Raw genomic sequence first — 19,348 nt, 5'->3', positions numbered from 1 at the left:
CGAGGAACCCCCGTATCCTTGTAGTCCTATGAACGAATTCTGGGCGAACGCGATCTGGTCGCTCGCGCCGACGGTGCTCATCGGGCTGATCTTCTGGTTCGTGATGCGCGCGATCATCCGCGCCGACCGCAGCGAGCGCAAGGCCTACGCCCGGATCGAGGCCGAAGAGCGAGCCAAGCTCGCGCGCGAACGCCCCGCCGGATGACGATCGACATCACGACGACGCAGGTCACTGCGCTCGTCGCTGCTGCGATCATCCTCATCGACATCATCATCCGCGTCATCGCGATCATCGTCGTGCCGCGCAACCGCCGCCCGACGGCGGGCATGGCGTGGTTGCTCGCCATCTTCTTCTTCCCGGTGGTCGGCGCCCTGATCTTCCTCCTCATCGGCAACCCGAAGCTGTCCAAGGCTCGGCAGGCGAAGCAGGCCGAGGTCGACGAGTACATCCGCGAGTCGACCCATGGCATCGAACGGGCGAGCGAGAGCAGTACCTGGCCGGAGTGGTTCGCCGGCGTGGTCCGGCTGAACCGCAACCTCGGTGCCATGCCGCTCATCGGCTCCAACAGCGCGAGCCTCATCGGCGATTACGAGGGCTCGCTGCGCGACATGACCGACGCGATCCGCTCCGCCCAGCGATACGTGCACGCGGAGTTCTACATCCTCGCCTACGATCGCACGACTGCGCCCCTCTTCGATGCACTCGGCGACGCCGTGTCCCGTGGCGTCGAGGTGCGCGTGATGATGGATCACATCGCCTCCCTCCGGGTGAAGGGCTACCGCAAGACGCTGAAGCGCCTGAGCAGGATGGGTGTGCGCTGGCAGCTGATGCTGCCGGTGCAGCCGTTCCGGGGCAGGTACCAGCGGCCCGACCTGCGCAACCATCGCAAGATCCTCGTGGTCGACGGCGAGATCGGATTCATGGGTTCGCAGAACATCATCGACCGTTCGTACAACAAGCGCAGCAACATCCGCCGCGGCCTGAAGTGGAAGGAACTCGTCGCCCGCGTCGAAGGGCCGATCGTGTCAGGCCTCGAGGCGATCTTCGCGACGGACTGGTACCTCGAGACGGGCGAGCCGCCTATGCGCGAGATCGTGCCGCTCGGGCAGGAGAGCGAGGCGCAGAACCTCGACTGCCAGGTGGTGCCGAGCGGACCGGGCTACACGAACGAGAACAACCTCAAGCTCTTCCTCGCCCTGCTCTACGCGGCCGAGGAGCGCATCATCCTCACCAGCCCGTACTTCGTGCCCGACGAGGCCATGCTCCGCGCGATCAGCGGCGCGACCCAGCGCGGCGTGCACGTCGAGCTCTTCGTCTCGGAGATCGGCGACCAGGCGCTCGTCTACCACGCGCAGCGCTCCTACTACGAGGCGCTGCTGCGCGCGGGGGTGAGGATCTGGCTCTACCAGGCGCCCTACATCCTGCACTCGAAGCACTTCACGATCGACGACGACGTCGCCGTGATCGGGTCGAGCAACATGGACATCCGCTCCTTCGAGCTCAACATGGAGGTGTCGCTCCTCGTGCGCGGCGCGTCGTTCGTGCGTGAGATGCGGGCGGTCGAAGACGGCTACCGCCGCGACAGCCGCGAGCTCACGCTCGACGAGTGGATGACCCAGCCGCTGCGGTCGACGGTGCTCGACAACCTCGCTCGGCTCACCTCCGCACTGCAGTAGCCGAGCGGATGCCGCGACCGGCGCGCAGCGTCACACGCCCGTAACCCGGGCCCACGTAGTCTCAACGTCACGGCGCAGGTCGAGCGGGCGGAGTCGCCGCGCTCCCGGCGCCAATCCGTGCTGCCCCCGGCGACCTGCCATGCACGAAACTCGCAAGAATCTTGATGAGCGCGCAAGGGATCGCACTGGAATGCGCTTCACGATGCATGCCAGAGTGATGACTACCGCCAACGACGCAGGATTCCCGCACCAACCGGACCACCCGTCGGCCCAGCGCGCCACCGCACACCCGTGGCGGCGCGCACGTCCGGCCACCATCCGACCACTCCAGAAACGGAGCACCATGTCGTTCCATCGCCTCATCGCAGGAGCGGGCATCGCCGCGGTCACCGCCGCGACGCTCGTCGTCGGCTCGGCGCCGGCGACCGCGCTCGAGCGTCTCACCGCCTCGCCGATCGTCACGCCGATCTCCTCGCTCGTCGCACCGCCGACGAGCTACCCGTCGCAGCCGCTGCTGCCGACGGTGCCCGACGACCCCACCGACGCGTCGATCGCCCGCGGCGTCACGCCGTACGACGAGATCGCGCCGTTCCTCAACACGCTGATGGCGCAGAGCGACCGCATCTCGGCACAGGTCGTGGGGCAGTCCACGCTCGGCCGCGACATCCACCTCGTCACCCTGACCGCCAAGGAGTCGCCCGACCAGACCGCGAAGCAGAAGGCCTGGCGCGAGCTCATCAAGGCGGACCCCGACGCGGCGGCGAAGAACCAGCCGCTGCAGAACCAGTACAAGGTGCCGATCTGGTTCAACGGCAACATCCACGGCAACGAGTGGGAGGGCACCGACGGGATCCTCGACTACATCGAGTACCTGGCCACCGCCCCGTGGCCCGAGGTGCGTGACCTCCTGCAGGACTACCGGATCTACTTCACGGTGACGAACAACCCCGACGGCCGTGCCCTCGGGCAGCGCGCGAATGCCGACGGCTTCGACATCAACCGCGACATGATCACGGGCGCGACGCCCGAGTCGCGCATCGTGCGCGACCTGTCGAGCGTGATCCAGCCGACGTTCTTCATCGACCTGCACGGCTACACGAACGTGCTGCAGATCGAACCGTGCGGCCCGCCGCATGGTGAGAACTACGAGTACGACCTGTTCCTCCCGCACGCCTACGCTGCGGCGCTCGAGATCGAGCAGGCCGTGGTCGACGCGAACATCCCGGGCAACACGTACCTCGACCGCGCGACGGGGCAGGTCACGCAGACCAACACCGGCAACATCCGGATCCCCTACCGCGACATCCGCTCGGGCTGGGACGACTGGCCCCCGATCTTCACGCCGCAGTACGTGGCGTACCAGGGCGCCATCACGAACACGGTCGAGCTGCCGCTCGGACGCACGAACAACCCGGCCACGAACCAGGCCAACTCGAAGGTCAACATCGAGGTCGCCGGCGTGGTCATCGAGACCGCGGTCGACTACGTGGCCGACAATGCCGGCACGCTGCTCCAGAACCAGATCGAGATCTTCCGTCGCGGCACCGCGGGCGAGCCGCTCGTCGTCACGCCGGCCGATGTCGACCCGACGAGCGTGCCCGAGCCGAACCAGTGGGCGGAGATCTGGGACGAGACCGACGTCTACACGGCCGAGTTCCCTCGCGCGTACGTTATCCCGATGGACGAGACGCAGCGTTCGGCGACGGATGCCGCGACCCTCGTCGACCAGCTCATCGCGAACGGCGTCGAGGTGTCGGAAGCCCAGACCGCCTTCACCGCCGACGGCGTCGAGTACGCCGAGGGCTCGTACGTGGTGGACATGCACCAGCCCCTGCGCGGCATGGCCAACGTCCTGCTCGCCGACGGCTCGGACATCTCCGATCGCGTACCCGACATGTACGACATCTCCGCGTGGAGCCTCGCGCTCCTCTGGGGCGCCGACGTCGACGCCGTCGGGTCGACCACGGATGCCGCCCTCGACGTCGAACTCGACGAGGTCGCCGAGACGGCGCCCACGGGCTCGGTCCCGGCCGAGGGCTCGTACCTCGAGCTCGCGACCGCCGGGGTCGCCGAGTACCAGGCGATCAACGCGCTGCTCGCCGCCGGCGTCGCGGTCTCCGCATTCGACGACGGCTCGGTGATCCTCGGTCCGGATGCCGCGTCGTACGAAGCCGCGACGGCCGTGGCCGACGAGTTCGGCGTGTCCTTCACGGCGTCCGACGGCTCGCGCCTCGCGGCCGAGGAGAGCACGGGGCTCGACGACCTGACGGTCGCCTACTCGGGCAGCCAGGACGAGCGCGTGACGCTGGGCAGGCTCGGATTCGACGACATCGTGCAGGTCACGTCGGCGAACCTCACGAGCGGGCAGGTCGGTCTGTCCGATGTGGACGTGCTGTGGATCGGCGCGAACCTCTCGTTCAACGCCTCGCAGGCGGCGGGCCGCGATGCGGTCGCGGCCTACCTGGCGAGCGGGCGCGGGGTCGCCGGCAAGGGCACGGCCATCGCGAGCTTCGCGAACGCGTTCGGGCTCGTCACCTCGACGGCGACGCAGGGCACCAGCGGCTCGAACGGCATCGTGTCCGTCGCCGACGTCGACGGCGGCCTGTTGTCGACGTACCCGCAGGACACCGCCTTCGTCTACCCCGCAACCTGGTACTCCGGCCTCGGCGCGAATGCCGTCGTCGAGCAGACGTACGCGACCGGCGACCCGTTCATCTCGGGTCACTGGGCGTCGACGCAGCCCGGCCGCACCATCGCGGATGCCGCCGGCAAGCCGTCGGTCGTGTCGGCCGAGACGGCCGCCGGCTCGAACGTGCTCATGTTCGGCACCTCGCTGAACTTCCGCACCCACCCGGTCGGCGCGTTCAGCCAGCTCGCGCGCGGGCTGTTCTGGGCCGGCACGGCGGGGGCGGAGGTGCCCGCACCGTAGCGAGCGGATGCCGCGAGCGGCGCCGTCCCGGAAGCTCCGGGCCGGCGCCGTTCGTCGTTCAGCCGCCGGCGCTCACTTCCGGGGCTTCAACCGCACGGTCGGCAGGTCGGGCGCGGGCAGCGGATCGCCGTCGTAGCCCTCGACCGTGCCGAAGCGGCCGTCGGGATTGTCGCGGCCGATCACGTCGGCCTGCCACTGACGGCGGAAGTCCACGATCTCGTCATGGCTGCGACCGATGAAGTTCCACCACATCACGAGCTCCTCGCCGAACGGCACGCCGCCCAGCAGCACGACGCGCGCGGGCGCATCGCCGGCGGCGAGGGTGAGCCGCCGGCGCCCGGGTTCGAGGTAGGCCAGCTCCGACCACGCGACCGCGGTCGGCGTCGCGACGCCATCCGTCTCGATCACGACCGGGCCGACGTCGACGAGCACGCCGTGCTCGAACGCCGGATCCAGCTCGAGCTCGACTCGCCCGGCCGCCGGCAGGTCGACCTGCGCGCCCATCAGCGGCGAGAAGACCGTGACGTCCGCGCCGGCATCCACGCCGGGCAGCGTGCCGACGAACAGCCGCACGGTCGCATCGCCGATCGTCACGGGCACGGTCTCGGCGTGCTCGAAGAACGGGCCGATGTGGCGGGTCGCGTCGGGCAGCGCCACCCACAGCTGCACGCCGTGGAGGCGGGTGGTGCCGGGCGTCGACACCTCCGAGTGCGAGATGCCGCGACCCGCCGTCATGAGGTTCACGGCGCCCGGCCGCACGAGCTCGTGGCTGCCGGCGCTGTCGCGGTGCTCGATCTCGCCCTCGAAGAGCCAGCTCACGGTCTGGAGGCCCGTGTGCGGATGCGGCGGCACGACCATGCCACCGGATGCCGCGATGTCGTCGGGCCCGTAGTGGTCGGCGAAGCACCACGCGCCGATCGTGGTGCGGCCGCGTTGCGGGAGCGTCCGCCGCACGTTCATCGCGCGTGGACCGCCGAGGGGGACGTCGCGTGGAGACAGCACCTGGACGACCGGACCCGACGGCTCGTCGGGCGGGCACATCAGCTCGATCGGATCCCGTTCCAGGTTGCTCATGTCGGCATGCTACCCGCCGCACCGGGGGGCGGCGCGGGACGCGGGCGGTGCCGTCGGATACCCCCGTTTCCGGCCGCCGCCCGCTAGCATGGCGACATGTCTCACTCCGTGCGTCTTCGCCGTGTCGGCCTCATCGCCGTGGCGCTCTCCTCGGTGTTCCTGCTCTCCGCATGCAACCCGTCGGGCAACGCCGCCGAGGACTTCCCCGGGCTCCCCGTCGCGGAGGAGGCCGAGCCCATCGACGTCGATCCCGAGTCGGGCGGCGAGGTGGACGATACGGCCGAGGAGGAGACGGAGGGCGCGGCGTTCGAGGAGACCGACCAGCCCCAGGTCGTGTGGTGGGAGGAGGGCGGCCAGATCGCCCTCGTCATGTACGGCAGCTCATCGTGCCCCACCGTGGGCAGGGAGATCAGGGTCCTCGAGGAGGCCGGCGAGGGCAACCGCGTCGCGATCGACCTCGTGCAGCGCCCCGAGGACGAGATCTGCACGATGGACTTCGTGCCGCACACGACCGTGTTCTGGACCCCGGTCGAGGTCACCACCACCGAGCCGCTCATCGTCGAGGTCGCCGGCGCCGAGGTCGAGGTCCCGATCAAGTAATCCCCCCTCGCTCGCGGCGCCGGGAGCGCTGCGCCCACGGCGAACAGGCGCCCACGCGGCATCCGGGTTGTCTACGCTCGTTGTATCGGAGCCCCTTCCCAAGCCGGCGCCGTGAGGAGTTGAGGATGTTCGAGAGATTCACCGACCGAGCCCGCCGTGTCGTCGTCCTGGCCCAAGAAGAGGCCAAGATGCTGAACCACAACTACATCGGCACCGAGCACATCCTGCTCGGCCTCATCCACGAGGGTGAGGGCGTCGCCGCCAAGGCGCTCGAGTCGCTCGGCATCTCACTCGACGCGGTGCGCGAGCAGGTGCAGGACATCATCGGGCAGGGCCAGCAGCAGCCCACCGGCCACATCCCGTTCACGCCGCGCGCCAAGAAGGTGCTCGAGCTGTCGCTGCGCGAGGCCCTGCAGCTCGGCCACAACTACATCGGCACCGAGCACATCCTGCTCGGCCTCATCCGCGAGGGCGAGGGCGTCGCCGCCCAGGTGCTCGTGAAGCTGGGCGCCGACCTCAACCGAGTGCGCCAGCAGGTCATCCAGCTCCTCTCCGGCTACCAGGGCAAGGAGCAGGTGCAGGTCGGGGCGAACGACCAGCAGCAGCCGCAGGGCGGCTCGCAGATCCTCGACCAGTTCGGTCGCAACCTCACGCAGGCCGCACGCGAGTCGAAGCTCGACCCGGTGATCGGGCGCGAGAAGGAGATCGAGCGGGTCATGCAGATCCTCTCCCGCCGCTCAAAGAACAACCCCGTGCTGATCGGCGAGCCCGGCGTCGGCAAGACCGCCGTCGTCGAGGGCCTCGCGCAGGCGATTGTCAAGAACGAGGTGCCCGAGACGCTGAAGGACAAGCAGCTCTACTCGCTCGACCTCGGCTCGCTCATCGCCGGTTCCCGCTACCGCGGCGACTTCGAGGAGCGCCTGAAGAAGGTCACCAAGGAGATCCGCACGCGCGGCGACATCATCGTCTTCATCGACGAGATCCACACCCTGGTGGGTGCGGGCGCCGCTGAGGGCGCGATCGACGCGGCCAGCATCCTCAAGCCGCTCCTCGCGCGCGGCGAGCTGCAGACCATCGGCGCCACGACGCTCGACGAGTACCGCAAGCACTTCGAGAAGGACGCCGCGCTCGAGCGCCGCTTCCAGCCCATCCAGGTGCAGGAGCCGTCGCTGCCCCACGCGATCAACATCCTCAAGGGACTCCGCGATCGCTACGAGGCGCACCACAAGGTGTCCATCACCGACGGCGCGATCGTGGCCGCGGCGAACCTCGCCGACCGCTACATCAGCGACCGCTTCCTCCCCGACAAGGCGATCGACCTGATCGACGAGGCCGGCGCGCGCCTGCGCCTCTCGATCCTCTCGTCGCCCCCCGAGCTGCGCGAGTTCGACGAGAAGATCGCCGTGGTGCGCGCCGCCAAGGAGACCGCCATCGAGGAGCAGGACTTCGAGAAGGCCGCGTCGTTGCGCGACGAGGAGAAGAACCTGCTCGGCGAGCGGCTCCGCCTCGAGAAGCAGTGGAAGTCGGGCGACGTCAAGACCACCGCGGTCGTCGACGAGGGCCTGATCGCCGAGGTGCTCGCACAGGCCACCGGCATCCCCGTGTTCAAGCTCACCGAGGAGGAGTCGAGCCGGCTCGTCTTCATGGAGAAGGCGCTGCACGAGCGCGTCATCGGCCAGGAGGAGGCCATCTCGGCCCTCGCCAAGACGATCCGCCGCACCCGCGCCGGCCTCAAGGACCCGAAGCGCCCCTCGGGCTCGTTCATCTTCGCCGGCCCCACGGGGGTGGGCAAGACCGAGCTCGCCAAGGCGCTCGCCGAGTTCCTGTTCGACGACGAGGCGGCGATGATCTCGCTCGACATGTCGGAGTACGGCGAGAAGCACACCGTCTCGCGGCTCTTCGGCGCCCCTCCCGGGTTCGTCGGGTTCGAGGAGGGCGGCCAGCTCACCGAGAAGGTGCGGCGCAAGCCGTTCAGCGTCGTGCTCTTCGACGAGATCGAGAAGGCCCACCCCGACATCTTCAACTCGCTCCTCCAGATCCTCGAGGAGGGCCGCCTCACCGACGGCCAGGGTCGCGTCGTGGACTTCAAGAACACCGTGATCATCATGACCACGAACCTCGGCACGAAGGACATCTCGGCGGGCCCGGTCGGCTTCCAGGTCGAGGGCGACCCGCGCACCGGGTACGACCTCATGCGAGGCAAGGTGAATGAGGAGCTGAAGAAGCACTTCAAGCCCGAGTTCCTGAACCGCGTCGACGAGATCATCGTCTTCCCGCAGCTCTCGAAGCCCGAGCTCCTCCAGATCGTCGACCTGTTCATCAAGCGGCTGAGCGAGCGCATGCTCGACCGCGACATGACCGTCGAGCTCACCGTTCCGGCCAAGGAGCGCCTCATCGAGGTCGGCTTCGACCCGGCGCTCGGTGCCCGGCCGTTGCGCCGCGCGGTGCAGCACGAGATCGAGGACCGGCTGTCGGAGCGGATCCTCCACGGCGAGCTCAACTCGGGCGACCACGTGCACGTCGACTTCCGAGACGGCGAGTTCGTGTTCACCACGTCGCAGCGTGCGCTGCCGGTGGGCGTCGGTATCAACACGGGCGCGGCGATCGGCACCGGTCCGGTGAGCCCCGACCTCGCGGCCGCTGCGGGCGACTAGGCGCGAGACGAACGAAGAGCGGATGCCCCCCGGGCATCCGCTCTTCGTCGTCTGAGGCCGCGGCGGCCGAGCGGTGTCGCAGCCGTCGGGTGGACCTGCCATCGGGTCGTACGATGTTCGGATGACCGACTTCTCGGTGCGCCGGGCGCGCACGAGCGATGTGCCGAAGATCGTCTCGCTCGTGGAGCCGCTCGTCTCGCGACGCATCCTCCTCGGCAAGGAGCGGGTGGATCTCTACGGTTCGGTGCAGGAGTTCCGCGTCGCCGAGACGAGCGACGGCGGCCTCATCGGGGCGGGCGCGCTGCACGTGATGTGGGAGGACCTCGGTGAGGTGCGCACGCTCGCGGTCGACGACGGGTGGCTCGGACACGGAGTCGGCCACGCGCTGCTCGAGGCGCTCGAGATCGAGGCGCGCGAGCTCGGCCTGAGCCGGCTGTTCTGCCTCACGTTCGAGGTGGACTTCTTCAGCCGCCACGGCTTCGAGGACATGGGCTCGGAGACGGTCGACCCCGAGCTGTATGCCGAGCTCGTGCGCTCGCACGACGAGGGTGTCGCGGAGTTCCTCGACCTCGCACGCGTGAAGCAGAACACGCTCGGCAACACCCGCATGCTGAAGCACCTCTGACGGGCCCGCCCGGCGCGCCGCGCCGCTGCCGGGACGATCGGCATGCCGGTCGTACCCTGAGGGCATGTCGACGAATTCCGCACCGGCACGGCGGCAGCCGCCGCAGGTGTACCGGCGTCGTCGGATCATGGTGCTGCTCGGGCTCCTCGCGGTGATCGTCGCGATCGTGCTCGTGATCGTGCGGCCCGGCTCGAGCCAGGGCGGTGAGCCGGATGCCGCGGGCACGGCCTCGCCGTCGCCCGACGCGGCGGCGTCCGACGAGCCCACCGAATCCACCCAGCCGCCGACCGCGATCCCCACCGAGCCGACTGCCGTCGACGGCGACCGCTGCAAGGAACGCGACATCGTGGTCGAACCCGTCACCGACAAGACCGTGTACGAGGGCGGCGAGCAGCCCCAGCTTTCGGTGACGATCACGAACACGGGCAAGAACGTCTGCGTGCTGAACGCCGGCACGAAGGCGCAGGTCTTCACGATCATCAGCGGCGAGGAGCAGTACTGGGTCTCCACCGACTGCCAGGTCGACCCCATCGACGCCGAAGTGTCGCTCACGCCGGGAACGCCGATCAGCTCGAGCGTGCCGATCGTCTGGGATCGCACCAGGTCGAGCACCGAGACGTGCGACACCCCGAGGGAGTCGGTCCCGGCAGGGGGCGCCTCCTACCACCTGTCGGTCTCGGTCGACGGGTTCGCCTCAGCCGCGACCAAGCAGTTCCAGCTGTACTGAGCGGAATCTGCTCGCGGTCCGGCTACCGGCGGCTAGCGCGACCCGACCCTGTGAGCGAGTGTCCCTGCTCCATCCTGCTGTTGCGTTTGCGCGCCGGTGCTCGCAGTTCCCGTCGCGGCAGGGAGCGAGGTCGCTACCGCCAGCACCAGGATCACAGCTGCGAAGAAGGCCAGAAGCAGCCCTCCGGCCTGTCGATCAGTCGAGAGGCCGGGGGTATTCGGGCCCTCCGAGAGGTTGCTCATGGTCGTCTCCGTTTCGCGTTTCGGGTCAGACATCGGGCGTGCGGGGACTGGGCTGTCCCGGAGGCTCTTGGAGTCAGCCGCGAATGGGTGGTTCGCGCTGCAGCCCCGGGTCAGCCAGCGGTCGGGCGGGTTCCCCAACGCCCGACGGTTCATGTCTACGCTGGGTTGCGGACCACCCGCGACCCATTGACATTCGACGAATGACGCCTCCAGTCGGTGTCGACCGTCGAGCGCGGGGTCAGGACGCGCGATCACGGATTGCGCAACTACGATGTCCCGGGACCGCGCTTCCAATCGTGCTGTGCGTCGGCGGAGAGGGAGATTCGCCCACGGTCCTCATCGCCGACCAGGCAGTTCCAGCTGAACTGAGTGGCCGCGACGGAACCTGACATCTCGCCGGGAATCACCCGGAGGGGGTCTTGCCCAGCGGCCGGGCGCGGCGGAGACTCATCCCATGAACGCCGAAGAGGAAGCGCGGGCCGTCGACCAGGTCGTCGACCGACTCGCTGCACGATTCCCCGACGTGTCCCGCGACCATGTCGCGGTCATCGTGAGCGAGGAGCACATCGAGCTCGAGGGGAACCCGATCCGCGACTTCGTTCCCGTCCTGGTCGAGCACGAGGCGCGCGACCGCCTGCGTGGCGAGGGGGCGACGCCCGCACCCATCGTGGAGGCCGCCGACGAAGCCGGCGCAGGCCTCGGTCCGCGGGCGGGCGAGGTGTCCGCCGAGTCGACGTTCGGTGCGTCCGTCGGGATGCTGAACGGCGACCCCGGTGGGAGTCCGCCGCAGGGCTGAGCCCGCTCGGTTCCCGATTCGTCTTCCGGTCGAGTGCCCAGGTGCCGAGTGGCCCGGTGCCGTGTCCCGCGGAGTTCGCCGGTCGCGGACGCGCGCGGGCGTGCGGCATCCGCTGGCTACGCTGGAGGCATGGCGCAGCGCAAGAAGTCGGGTCGGCCCGGCGAGCCCGTGGAGTTCCGTTCGCAGGCGCTCGCCGAGGCGCTGGAGCGGCAGGACATCGCGGCCGTCGCGCTCGCGCTGCGGCATGGCAACACCGTCGTGCCGCTCGTGAAGCCCGGCCCGCGCGACAAGCCGCTCGACGGCGGCGAGGTGTGGACCTACCGCGACCCGAACAGCGGCGAGGTGGCACTGCTGCTGTTCAGCGACGCCGCGAACAAGCCCGCCAACCTGCCGCCGGCGGTGGGGCTGCAGAGCCCGGCGTGGCTTCGCACGTTCCTGAAGCGGCACGAGTCGACGATCACGACCGTGTTCCTCGACATCGCCGGGCCGCATCCCATGCAGGCGCCGCCCGACGAGCTGCTCCGCGCGCTCGAGGCGTAGCGACGCCGAATCAGAACGCGGCGTCGAGCTCGCGCTCGCGGCTCGACGCGGAGGCCATCATCGCCCGCTCGACGGCAGCGCGCACGCTGCCCGCCTCGACGTCGAGGATCGTCGTGTAGCCGAGCCGACGCGCCTCGCCGCCGCGCTGCCTCGCCGACGTCACGGGACGGACCTCGCCTGCGAGGCTGATCTCGCCGAACGCGGCGAGCTCGTGCGGAACCGCGCGATCACGCATGGCCGACGCGATGGCGACGGCGATCGCCAGGTCGGCGCCGGGCTCGGCCAGCCGCACACCGCCGACGGTCGACACGTAGACGTCGTGCTCGCCGAGCTGGCGCAACCCGGCGCGTCGCTCGAGCACGGCGATGATCATGGCGACCCGCGACGGATCGACGCCGTTGACGACACGACGCGGCTGCGGCGCCTTGGTGGCCACCACGAGGGCCTGCACCTCGACGGGAAGCGCACGCCGTCCCTCGAGGGCGACGGTGACGCAGGTGCCGCTGACGGCGTTGCGCGAGCGGCTGAGGAACAGGCCGGAGGGGTCGGGCACCTCGGCGATGCCGTCGCCCGTCATCTCGAAGCACCCCACCTCGTCGGTGGGCCCGAAACGGTTCTTGAGCGCTCGCACGAAACGCAGCGCCGTCTGCCGGTCGCCCTCGAACTGGCAGACGACGTCGACGAGGTGCTCGAGGAGCCGCGGGCCGGCGATGCTGCCGTCTTTCGTGACGTGGCCGACGAGGAGCACGGGCAGGTGCCGCTCCTTCGCGACGCGGATGAGCGTGGAGGCGACCTCGCGCACCTGGCTCGGCTGCCCGGGCAGCCCGTCGGACAGCGAGCTCGACACGGTCTGCACGGAGTCGACGATGAGGAGCTCGGGGGCGACCTGGTCGACCTGGCCCAGGATGGTGGCGAGGTCGGTCTCGGCGGCGAGGTAGAGCTCGTCGTGGAGCGCGCCCGTGCGGCCGGCGCGGAGCCGGACCTGGGCGGTGGACTCCTCGGCGCTCACGTAGAGCACTCGGCGGCCCGCGGCGGCGACCCGCGCGGCGACCTCGAGGAGCAGCGTGGACTTGCCGACGCCCGGCTCGCCCGAGAGCAGGATGGCCGCGCCGGCGACGATGCCGCCGCCGAGCACCCGGTCGAACTCGCCGATGCCGCTCGGCCGGTGCGCGGCATCCTCGGTCTCGACCTCGTTGATCGGGCGAGCCGCCCGCGTCGCGCTCGGCGCTACCGCCTGGAGCGAGCGCACGATACCCGTCTGCTCCGCGACATCGACCACGGTGCCCCACTGCTGGCATTCGGCGCAGCGCCCCGCCCACTTCGCGGTGCTCCAACCGCATTCCGTGCATCGGAACGTGGAGGTCGGGCGGGCCATGCCCTGAGACTAGCGGCGGCTTCAGACATCCGGTGGCCGTGCCTCGGCGTGGCCGACGGGCGTACCCTGAACGCATGCGAGCGGACGTCGACGTCCTGGTCGTCGGGGGCGGCCAGGCCGGCCTGGCGGTCAGTCACGGCCTCGCGGCATCCGGTGTCGACCATGTGGTGCTCGAACGCGACCGCCTGGGCTCCGCGTGGGACGGGCGGTGGGACAGCTTCCGGCTCGTCACCCCGAACCACACGATCCGCCTGCCCGGCGGCGAGTATCGCGGCGACGAGCCCGACGGCTTCCTCGCCCGCGATGAGATCGCCGAGCACCTTCGGCGATACGCCGCGTCGTTCGGAGCACCGGTCGTCGAGGGGACGCGAGTCGACGCCCTCAGGGCCGACGACGGCGGCTTCACGGCCGAGACCGCCGCTGGCCGCCTTCGCGCCCGGCGGGTCGTCGTCTGCACGGGTGCGTACCAGCGCGCGCATCGACCGGCCTTCGTCGCCGACCTCGAGCGCGAGCTTCCGGTCGTGGCCGCGACCGAGTACCGCTCACCCGCCTCGATTCCCGACGGTCGGGTGCTCGTGATCGGGGGCGGACAGACCGGGTGCCAGCTCGCGGAGGAGCTCGTGCGCGCGGGCCGGGAGGTCGTGCTCGCCGCCAGCCGGGCACCGGCGATGCCGCGTCGCGTCGACGGGCGAGACACAGTCGACTGGCTGGAGGACGCCGGCTTCTTCGAGCACACCCTCTCGGACATGCCCTCGCCGGCCGTGCGGTTCGTGTCGAATCCGCTCGCCACGGGCGCCGACGGTGGGCACGACCTCGACCTGCGCACGCTCGACGCCCGGGGCGTGCAGCTCATCGGGCACGTGCTCGGGACCGATGGAACCGACGTCATCGCCGCCGATGACCTCGATGACTGCGTCGCGGTCGGCGACCAGGCGATCCGGGACATCTGCACGGCGATCGAGCGCACCGCAGCCGCACTCGGACGCCCCGAGCCCGAGCTTCCGCCGCCCCCGGCGTCGAACCCCGTCGCCGCGCCCGCCCCGCGCCTCGCCGACCTCGGGGTCGCCATCGTCGCCTGCGGATTCCGTCCCGCGTACGAGTGGATCGAGATCCCCGGCCTCGTCGACGACATGGGCTTCCCCGTGCAGGAGGACGGCGCGAGCGCCCGCATCCGCGGCCTCCACTTCGTCGGCGTTCCATGGATGCGGACGCGCAAGTCGCCCCTCCTCCTCGGCGTGGGGGAGGACGCCGAGGTCGTCGTCGGACGCCTCGCGGCTCAGTGAATCGCGCCGGCAGGCGTCGGGAACCGCTCGACGAGCAGGGCGGCGAGCGACGGCGCGAACGCGTTCGCCCACACCCGGTAGCCGTGGTCGTTCGGATGGAACATGTCGATCGCGAATTGCGTCATCATCCCGGGGATGCCCTGATGGCGCGTGGTCCGGTGCAGCGGCACCACGGTGAGGCCGTGCTCCGCGGCGACCTGGCGCACGATGCGGTTCGCCACGGCGACCTTGCGCTCGTTGCGCGGGAAGTAGAAGAACGGCAGGTTCGCGACCAGCGCGTGCCGGGGGAGGGCCCCGAAGATGGTGCGGATGCCGCGCTCGAATGCCGCGGGATCCCAGTGCGCGATGTCGTTCGCACCGATCGCGACCGTCACGATGTCGGGTCGGAGCTTCGCGAACCGGGGAAGCTGGTCCTGCACCGCGAGCTCGACGGTCGCGCCCGACACGCTGAGGTTCACCACGCGCACGGTGCGGCCGGTCACGGCGCGGATCTCGTCGGCGAGCACGCCGACGTAGCTGCGATCGGGGCTGCTGGCGCCGATGCCCTGGGCCGCGCTGTCGCCGATCGCGACGTAGAGCAGCTCGCCCTCGAGCTCCGCGTGGTCGCGCCACCACTTCGAGTGCACCGGCAGCGTCTCGTTCAGCACGAGCGAGTTGGCGGCGAGCCGCGTGCGGAAGCGGCGCCACCACCCCGCAACCAGCGCGCTCGCGGCGACCACGCCGCCGGTCACGAGCAGCGCCCGAACCCATCGACTCGACTGCACCACGCCGCCGACGGTATGGGAGGCGGCTGAACGGCCGCTGAACGCGAGCCGGGGCATCCGCTCGTTTTGGCCCTTGCGCGGGAGTCGTCTAATATCGTCCTCGGTACCGTGTCCGAGCGGCCGAAGGTGCAACTCTCGAAAAGTTGTGTGCGTGAAAGCGCACCGTGGGTTCAAATCCCACCGGTACCGCCATGCGTAAGGCCCCAACTCCCGCGTAATCTCGCGGAAGTTGGGGCCTTCGTCGTACCGTCAACATGGCTGGGCTCCCCGTGTGCCCCCCGTTGGCCCCCGCCCACGCGCGGTCAAGGGCGGTGCACTCGGCGTCGAGGTCGTCGTCAACCAGGTCGGCGTGGATGTCCAACGTCATCGCCGCGCTCTTGTGCCCTGCGGTCTACTACGAGAAGCTCACCTCTATCGGTACGTCGCTGAGTTACTCAGCGCATCATCCCCGCCGACGGCGAAGCCTCAATACGGAGGCGTGCCGTCGCGACCGCGAGTTCGCTGCTCGTCTGCCCGCTGTGGTGGCCCTGATCGGGAGGTCTTGAAGGCCGTCAGTCGAGCCGCATCCCGCCTTCCCGGGCTCCTTCTGCATGCTTCAGCGCCCAGTCGAGTGCGAAGTCGGCAAGGGACTCCCACTCGGGGATCGCGGGCAGGAGATGTGGTCCGTCGTGCTCCACGATCTCGGTAGTTGTCTTCGACTTGTAGTGCTTGACGTTCGAATGTCCGACCTTCGGTGGAAAGAGGGGGTCTTGCTTCCCTGAGATGAAGAGCAGTGGCGCTCGTGCGTCGTTGTGGTAGTCGACATAGGTGTCGTCCTTGCCAGGGTGGATGTTCGCGAGTGCGCTTCCCCAGAAGATCTTGCCGGAGGCCGGGATATGGTACCGCTCGTAGAGTTCCAGCGATCGCTCCTCGCCGAACGTGTTCGCGAAGATGTCGTACCACTGCTCTGGGGTCAAGCCGACCGCTTTGTGCCGGTTCGCGGGATTCTTCAGGACCGGAAACGAGGACTTGATCTCTGAGAGCGGGATCACCTTCACGCCCTCGGTCGGCGCCGAGTTGATCACCACACCAGCCGCGCCGTACCCGTGATCGAGCAGGATCTGGGTGAACGCCCCGCCGGCCGAATGGCCCATGATGATCGGCCGGCCGTCGAGTCCTCCGATCAGCTTCTCGAGCATGCCGATGATCTCCGACACCTCGAGTTGCTCGATCGGGGTCGGATCCGCACGCAAGGCCTCGACCTCGACCTCGAACCCCGGGTACGCCGGCGTCAACACCGTGTATCCCTTGGCCTCGTAGTGCTGCTTCCAGTGCTCCCAGCTGCGTGGCGTGACCCAGAATCCGTGGATCAGCACGATCGTGTTCGGAGCCGTTTCCGCTGGCGGTGTGACCATGGCCGCCCTCCTTCACTGTCCGGTCATGTCTACAACTGCTGCTTCCATCCCGGAGGAAAAAGGCGACGACCGTCCAGCGTCCTACTGCGAGTTCCGGTGCCTACTGCTCCTCGACGTGAGCTTCCGATCCCAGATACGTGGTCACACCTGACGGGTATTCATGCCAGCGATCTGTGATGTGAACACTGCCGGAGGGACAGCGCCAGTCCATCCGGCCCCCAAGGCCAACGAGGGCTCGGGCAGTCGTGAAGTGCCGGATAGCTCGATGCGTGCCGCATCCGTGGCTCGACGCTCATCCGAAAGGGGGCGTAGCATTTCAGTCACGTGTGCTTGGCCCAGACCCTGCTGAGTCACCGAACTCACGTGGTGCCTGCTCCCAAGCGCCCGCATTTCCGGCTGGGCTGCGCGGGGCAGGGAGGTTTCCTGGTGGGGTACCTGTTGTACGACAAGTCGCGTGAGATCGAGGTGGATGATCGTGTGCTCGCGCACCTGCAGGTCGTCATCGTCGACAAGCTTCGGCGACGTGAGTCGTTCGCCATCAATCTGAGGGACGACGGCGCCACGGTGACGATGTGGGTGACGGTGTCGACGCCGATCCAGTTCATCTACGCAGGCAATCGCCAGCCCAGGATCAACGGGGCGTGGGTGCAGTTGCTCGCGGGTGAGGCGAGTCTGTGGGGGACTCTCGAACTCCTCCCCGAACCCGTCGAGGTGCTGAGCGACGTGGCTGCCGTGGCGACTCCTGAAGCCGAACCGGTCGGATGAGCGGCTGCCGCTTCTCTCTGCACCGACATGGCAGCGCTCCTCGGCTCAGAACTCGTCCACCCAGTGGTAGTCGCCCGTCGACGTCTCAGGGCTCGGGCTCACGGGAGCCGTCGCCTGCTCGAGTCGCTTCCGGATCTCAGCGATGTGCTCGCGGTTGTCTGGAGCATTCACGGAGGTGTTGGTCGATTCGGCAGCGATGATCGTTCCCGAGTCGAGGAGCATGTCCACGTCCACTTCATTCCCATCGCCTGCAATGGCACGCAGCGTCACTCGGTCTGCTCGACCCGAGTCGGCAATGATCCTGGCGTACTCGAGCAGGACGTCCGCGGCGTCGTCACCCATCAGCAACGACTTGTCGGCAAAAGTCACGTGCTTCATACCGTCACGCTATGTCGGTGCGACTCCGTCGGGCGAGGGGCTTGACGACGTCGGGAGGAGACGGTCGGTGCGAAGCGCAGCTCGAGCTCCAGCGTGACCGCGAAGAACGGTACCGCGAAAGGTCGGCTCGCCCGCTGGAGCCCGCTGAACACCCGTGTGGAAACACCCTTGACGTGGCCCGCGCCACCACCGACCCCGTGCATCTCGGGAGCTCGTTCGACCGGCATGAGTTGCATCACGATATATCTCGACTTGCCGCTGATGGCGTCGTAAAATACTGGCAAGTGCTTGGCCTGGACCCTGCTGAGACCACTTGGATTCTTCGTCGTGCCCGCTCCGAGCGCCTACGTTCCAGGCTACTTGGACGGGAGATTCCCATGGGTGTCTTCGTGTACGACGAGTCGCGTGCGATCCATGTGGACGATCGCGTGCTGGCGCACCTGCAGATCGTCATCATCGACAAGCTGCGACGACGTGAGGCGTTCGCGCTCAACCTGAGAAGCGACGGCGCGGTCGTGACGATGTGGCTGACCAGCTTCTCGGCGCTGCAGTTCATCTACGAGGGGAATCGTCAGCCCAGGATCAACTGGCCATGGGTCGAGCTCCTCGCCGGTGAGGCGAGCCTGAGGGGAACGCTCGAGGTCCTACCGGAACCGGTCGAGGTGCTGAGCGAGGTCATCGCCCCTGTTGCCCAACCGATGGCCGAAGCCGAACTGGTGAACTGATTCCGACTTGCCCACCTGCCGTGGCTTCACCGCAGGTGGGGTCGGCGTCAGGCGGCCAGCAACTCCCGGAGGCGCCATCCGTTGCGGAGGGCGTTGCCGCCGCCGTCGTTGTTGAAGTAGACGAATACGTCGGGTCCGCTGCGCTCCCACTCCCGAATCCGGTCGGCCCACCAACCGAGGTCCCGGTCGGAGTAGGAGCCGCCGTAGAGGTGCCGGTGATCGGGTCCGTGCATGCGAACGTAGACGACCTGCGAGGTGGCCCGGAGGATGCAGGGGAGTCCAGCGCCGCTCATGATGCAGTAGGCGGTTCCGCTGTGCTCGAGCATCCGGAAGACCTCGTCGACGTGCCAGCTGGGATGACGGAACTCCACGGCGACCTGCATCCAAGCCGGTACGCGGTCGAGGAAGTAGGCGAGTCGCACGTCGTCGCGTGCCAGCGACGGCGGCAACTGCAGCAGGAGGACCGCGCGACGATCGCCGAGTGCGTGCCAGCCTCCCGCGATGCGGTCGAGCCAAGCCTCGGGGCCGTACAGCCTGCATCCGTGGCTGAGCCCGCGAGGTGCCTTCACCGACATGGCGAATCCGTCGGGGAGCCGCTGGCGCCAGGATTGGAACGACCGATCGCTCGGCCATCGATAGAACGACGCGTTGAGCTCGACGGTCGGGAATGCGGTGACGTAGCGTCCCAGGCGGTCGCGTGGTGGGAGTCCTGGCCGGTAGAGCACGTGCTCCCAGTGGTCGTAGCTCCAGCCTGACGTGCCGATGTGAATGGCCACTCGATTGCGCCCTTCCGATCGGTA

At 68.9% G+C, this 19,348-nt stretch carries 18 protein-coding genes and 1 tRNA gene; 13 read left to right on the top strand and 6 right to left on the bottom strand.

Going from position 1 to position 19,348, the window contains the following annotated elements:
* Positions 1-28: 28 nt before the first annotated feature.
* From EV187_RS18390 to EV187_RS13475, 3 genes are all read left to right on the top strand, one after another.
* The gene (locus tag EV187_RS18390; RefSeq protein WP_165391191.1) at positions 29-205 is read left to right on the top strand and encodes a hypothetical protein; all 177 of its coding nucleotides are present in this window, start codon (positions 29-31) and stop codon (positions 203-205) included.
* A complete protein-coding gene (gene cls, locus EV187_RS13485; RefSeq protein ID WP_130353579.1) occupies positions 202-1,677 on the top strand; it encodes a cardiolipin synthase in 1,476 nt (491 codons plus the stop codon). Before EV187_RS18390 ends, cls begins: the two co-directional genes overlap by 4 nt.
* Positions 1,678-2,020: 343 nt before the next feature.
* Positions 2,021-4,606, top strand: a complete 2,586-nt coding sequence (locus EV187_RS13475) for a M14 family zinc carboxypeptidase (protein ID WP_165391190.1) — start codon at positions 2,021-2,023, stop codon at positions 4,604-4,606.
* A gap of 72 nt (positions 4,607-4,678) precedes the next feature.
* Here the strand turns inward: EV187_RS13475 and EV187_RS13470 are convergent, their stop codons facing one another.
* Positions 4,679-5,680: a pirin family protein gene (locus tag EV187_RS13470; protein ID WP_130353577.1), complete on the bottom strand. Its 1,002-nt coding sequence runs from the start codon at positions 5,678-5,680 to the stop codon at positions 4,679-4,681.
* A gap of 96 nt (positions 5,681-5,776) precedes the next feature.
* Here EV187_RS13470 and EV187_RS13465 point away from each other — a divergent pair, with 96 nt between their 5' ends.
* From EV187_RS13465 to EV187_RS13440, 6 genes are all read left to right on the top strand, one after another.
* A complete protein-coding gene (locus EV187_RS13465) occupies positions 5,777-6,280 on the top strand; it encodes a hypothetical protein (RefSeq protein WP_130353576.1) in 504 nt (167 codons plus the stop codon).
* A gap of 125 nt (positions 6,281-6,405) precedes the next feature.
* Positions 6,406-8,934 carry an ATP-dependent Clp protease ATP-binding subunit gene (locus EV187_RS13460; RefSeq protein ID WP_130353575.1) on the top strand — a complete coding sequence of 843 codons (2,529 nt, stop codon included), beginning with the start codon at positions 6,406-6,408 and terminating at the stop codon, positions 8,932-8,934.
* Between the two features lie 121 nt (positions 8,935-9,055).
* Positions 9,056-9,559, top strand: a complete 504-nt coding sequence (locus EV187_RS13455; RefSeq protein WP_130353574.1) for an amino-acid N-acetyltransferase — start codon at positions 9,056-9,058, stop codon at positions 9,557-9,559.
* A gap of 64 nt (positions 9,560-9,623) precedes the next feature.
* Positions 9,624-10,286: a hypothetical protein gene (locus EV187_RS13450; protein WP_130353573.1), complete on the top strand. Its 663-nt coding sequence runs from the start codon at positions 9,624-9,626 to the stop codon at positions 10,284-10,286.
* Positions 10,287-10,982: 696 nt separating this feature from the next.
* Positions 10,983-11,324, top strand: a complete 342-nt coding sequence (locus EV187_RS18575; RefSeq protein WP_207221841.1) for a three-helix bundle dimerization domain-containing protein — start codon at positions 10,983-10,985, stop codon at positions 11,322-11,324.
* A gap of 129 nt (positions 11,325-11,453) precedes the next feature.
* Entirely contained in the window at positions 11,454-11,864 is a 411-nt protein-coding gene (locus tag EV187_RS13440) for an SseB family protein (RefSeq protein WP_130353572.1), read from the top strand.
* A gap of 10 nt (positions 11,865-11,874) precedes the next feature.
* Here the strand turns inward: EV187_RS13440 and radA are convergent, their stop codons facing one another.
* Entirely contained in the window at positions 11,875-13,239 is a 1,365-nt protein-coding gene (radA, locus tag EV187_RS13435; RefSeq protein ID WP_130353571.1) for a DNA repair protein RadA, read from the bottom strand.
* 74 nt (positions 13,240-13,313) lie between these two features.
* Here radA and EV187_RS13430 point away from each other — a divergent pair, with 74 nt between their 5' ends.
* Positions 13,314-14,522, top strand: a complete 1,209-nt coding sequence (locus EV187_RS13430) for a flavin-containing monooxygenase (RefSeq protein WP_130353570.1) — start codon at positions 13,314-13,316, stop codon at positions 14,520-14,522.
* Here the strand turns inward: EV187_RS13430 and EV187_RS13425 are convergent.
* A complete protein-coding gene (locus tag EV187_RS13425; RefSeq protein WP_242609600.1) occupies positions 14,516-15,289 on the bottom strand; it encodes an SGNH/GDSL hydrolase family protein in 774 nt (257 codons plus the stop codon). The genes EV187_RS13430 and EV187_RS13425 overlap by 7 nt on opposite strands.
* A 99-nt stretch (positions 15,290-15,388) precedes the next feature.
* Between EV187_RS13425 and EV187_RS13420 the strand changes: the two genes are divergently transcribed.
* Positions 15,389-15,478, top strand: a tRNA-Ser gene (locus EV187_RS13420).
* A gap of 359 nt (positions 15,479-15,837) precedes the next feature.
* Here EV187_RS13420 and EV187_RS13410 read toward each other — a convergent pair.
* Entirely contained in the window at positions 15,838-16,680 is an 843-nt protein-coding gene (locus EV187_RS13410; RefSeq protein WP_130353568.1) for an alpha/beta hydrolase, read from the bottom strand.
* A 330-nt stretch (positions 16,681-17,010) separates the two neighbouring features.
* Here EV187_RS13410 and EV187_RS13405 point away from each other — a divergent pair, with 330 nt between their 5' ends.
* Positions 17,011-17,445, top strand: coding sequence for a DUF7882 family protein (locus tag EV187_RS13405; protein ID WP_130353567.1), 435 nt, complete (start codon positions 17,011-17,013; stop codon positions 17,443-17,445).
* Between the two features lie 45 nt (positions 17,446-17,490).
* Here the strand turns inward: EV187_RS13405 and EV187_RS13400 are convergent, their stop codons facing one another.
* Positions 17,491-17,823 (bottom strand): hypothetical protein, encoded by a 333-nt coding sequence (locus tag EV187_RS13400; RefSeq protein WP_130353566.1) that lies wholly within the window; start codon positions 17,821-17,823, stop codon positions 17,491-17,493.
* A 389-nt stretch (positions 17,824-18,212) separates the two neighbouring features.
* Here EV187_RS13400 and EV187_RS18385 point away from each other — a divergent pair, with 389 nt between their 5' ends.
* Positions 18,213-18,548, top strand: coding sequence for a DUF7882 family protein (locus EV187_RS18385; RefSeq protein WP_165391189.1), 336 nt, complete (start codon positions 18,213-18,215; stop codon positions 18,546-18,548).
* 47 nt (positions 18,549-18,595) lie between these two features.
* On the opposite strand, the gene EV187_RS13390 is transcribed toward EV187_RS18385, so the two are convergent.
* Positions 18,596-19,324, bottom strand: a complete 729-nt coding sequence (locus EV187_RS13390) for a DUF72 domain-containing protein (RefSeq protein WP_130353564.1) — start codon at positions 19,322-19,324, stop codon at positions 18,596-18,598.
* Between the last annotated feature and the right edge of the window lie 24 nt (positions 19,325-19,348).

It is taken from the genome of Agromyces ramosus (assembly GCF_004216665.1).
Lineage (GTDB): Bacteria > Actinomycetota > Actinomycetes > Actinomycetales > Microbacteriaceae > Agromyces > Agromyces ramosus.
This window is presented reverse-complemented; position numbering and strand designations above follow the sequence as displayed.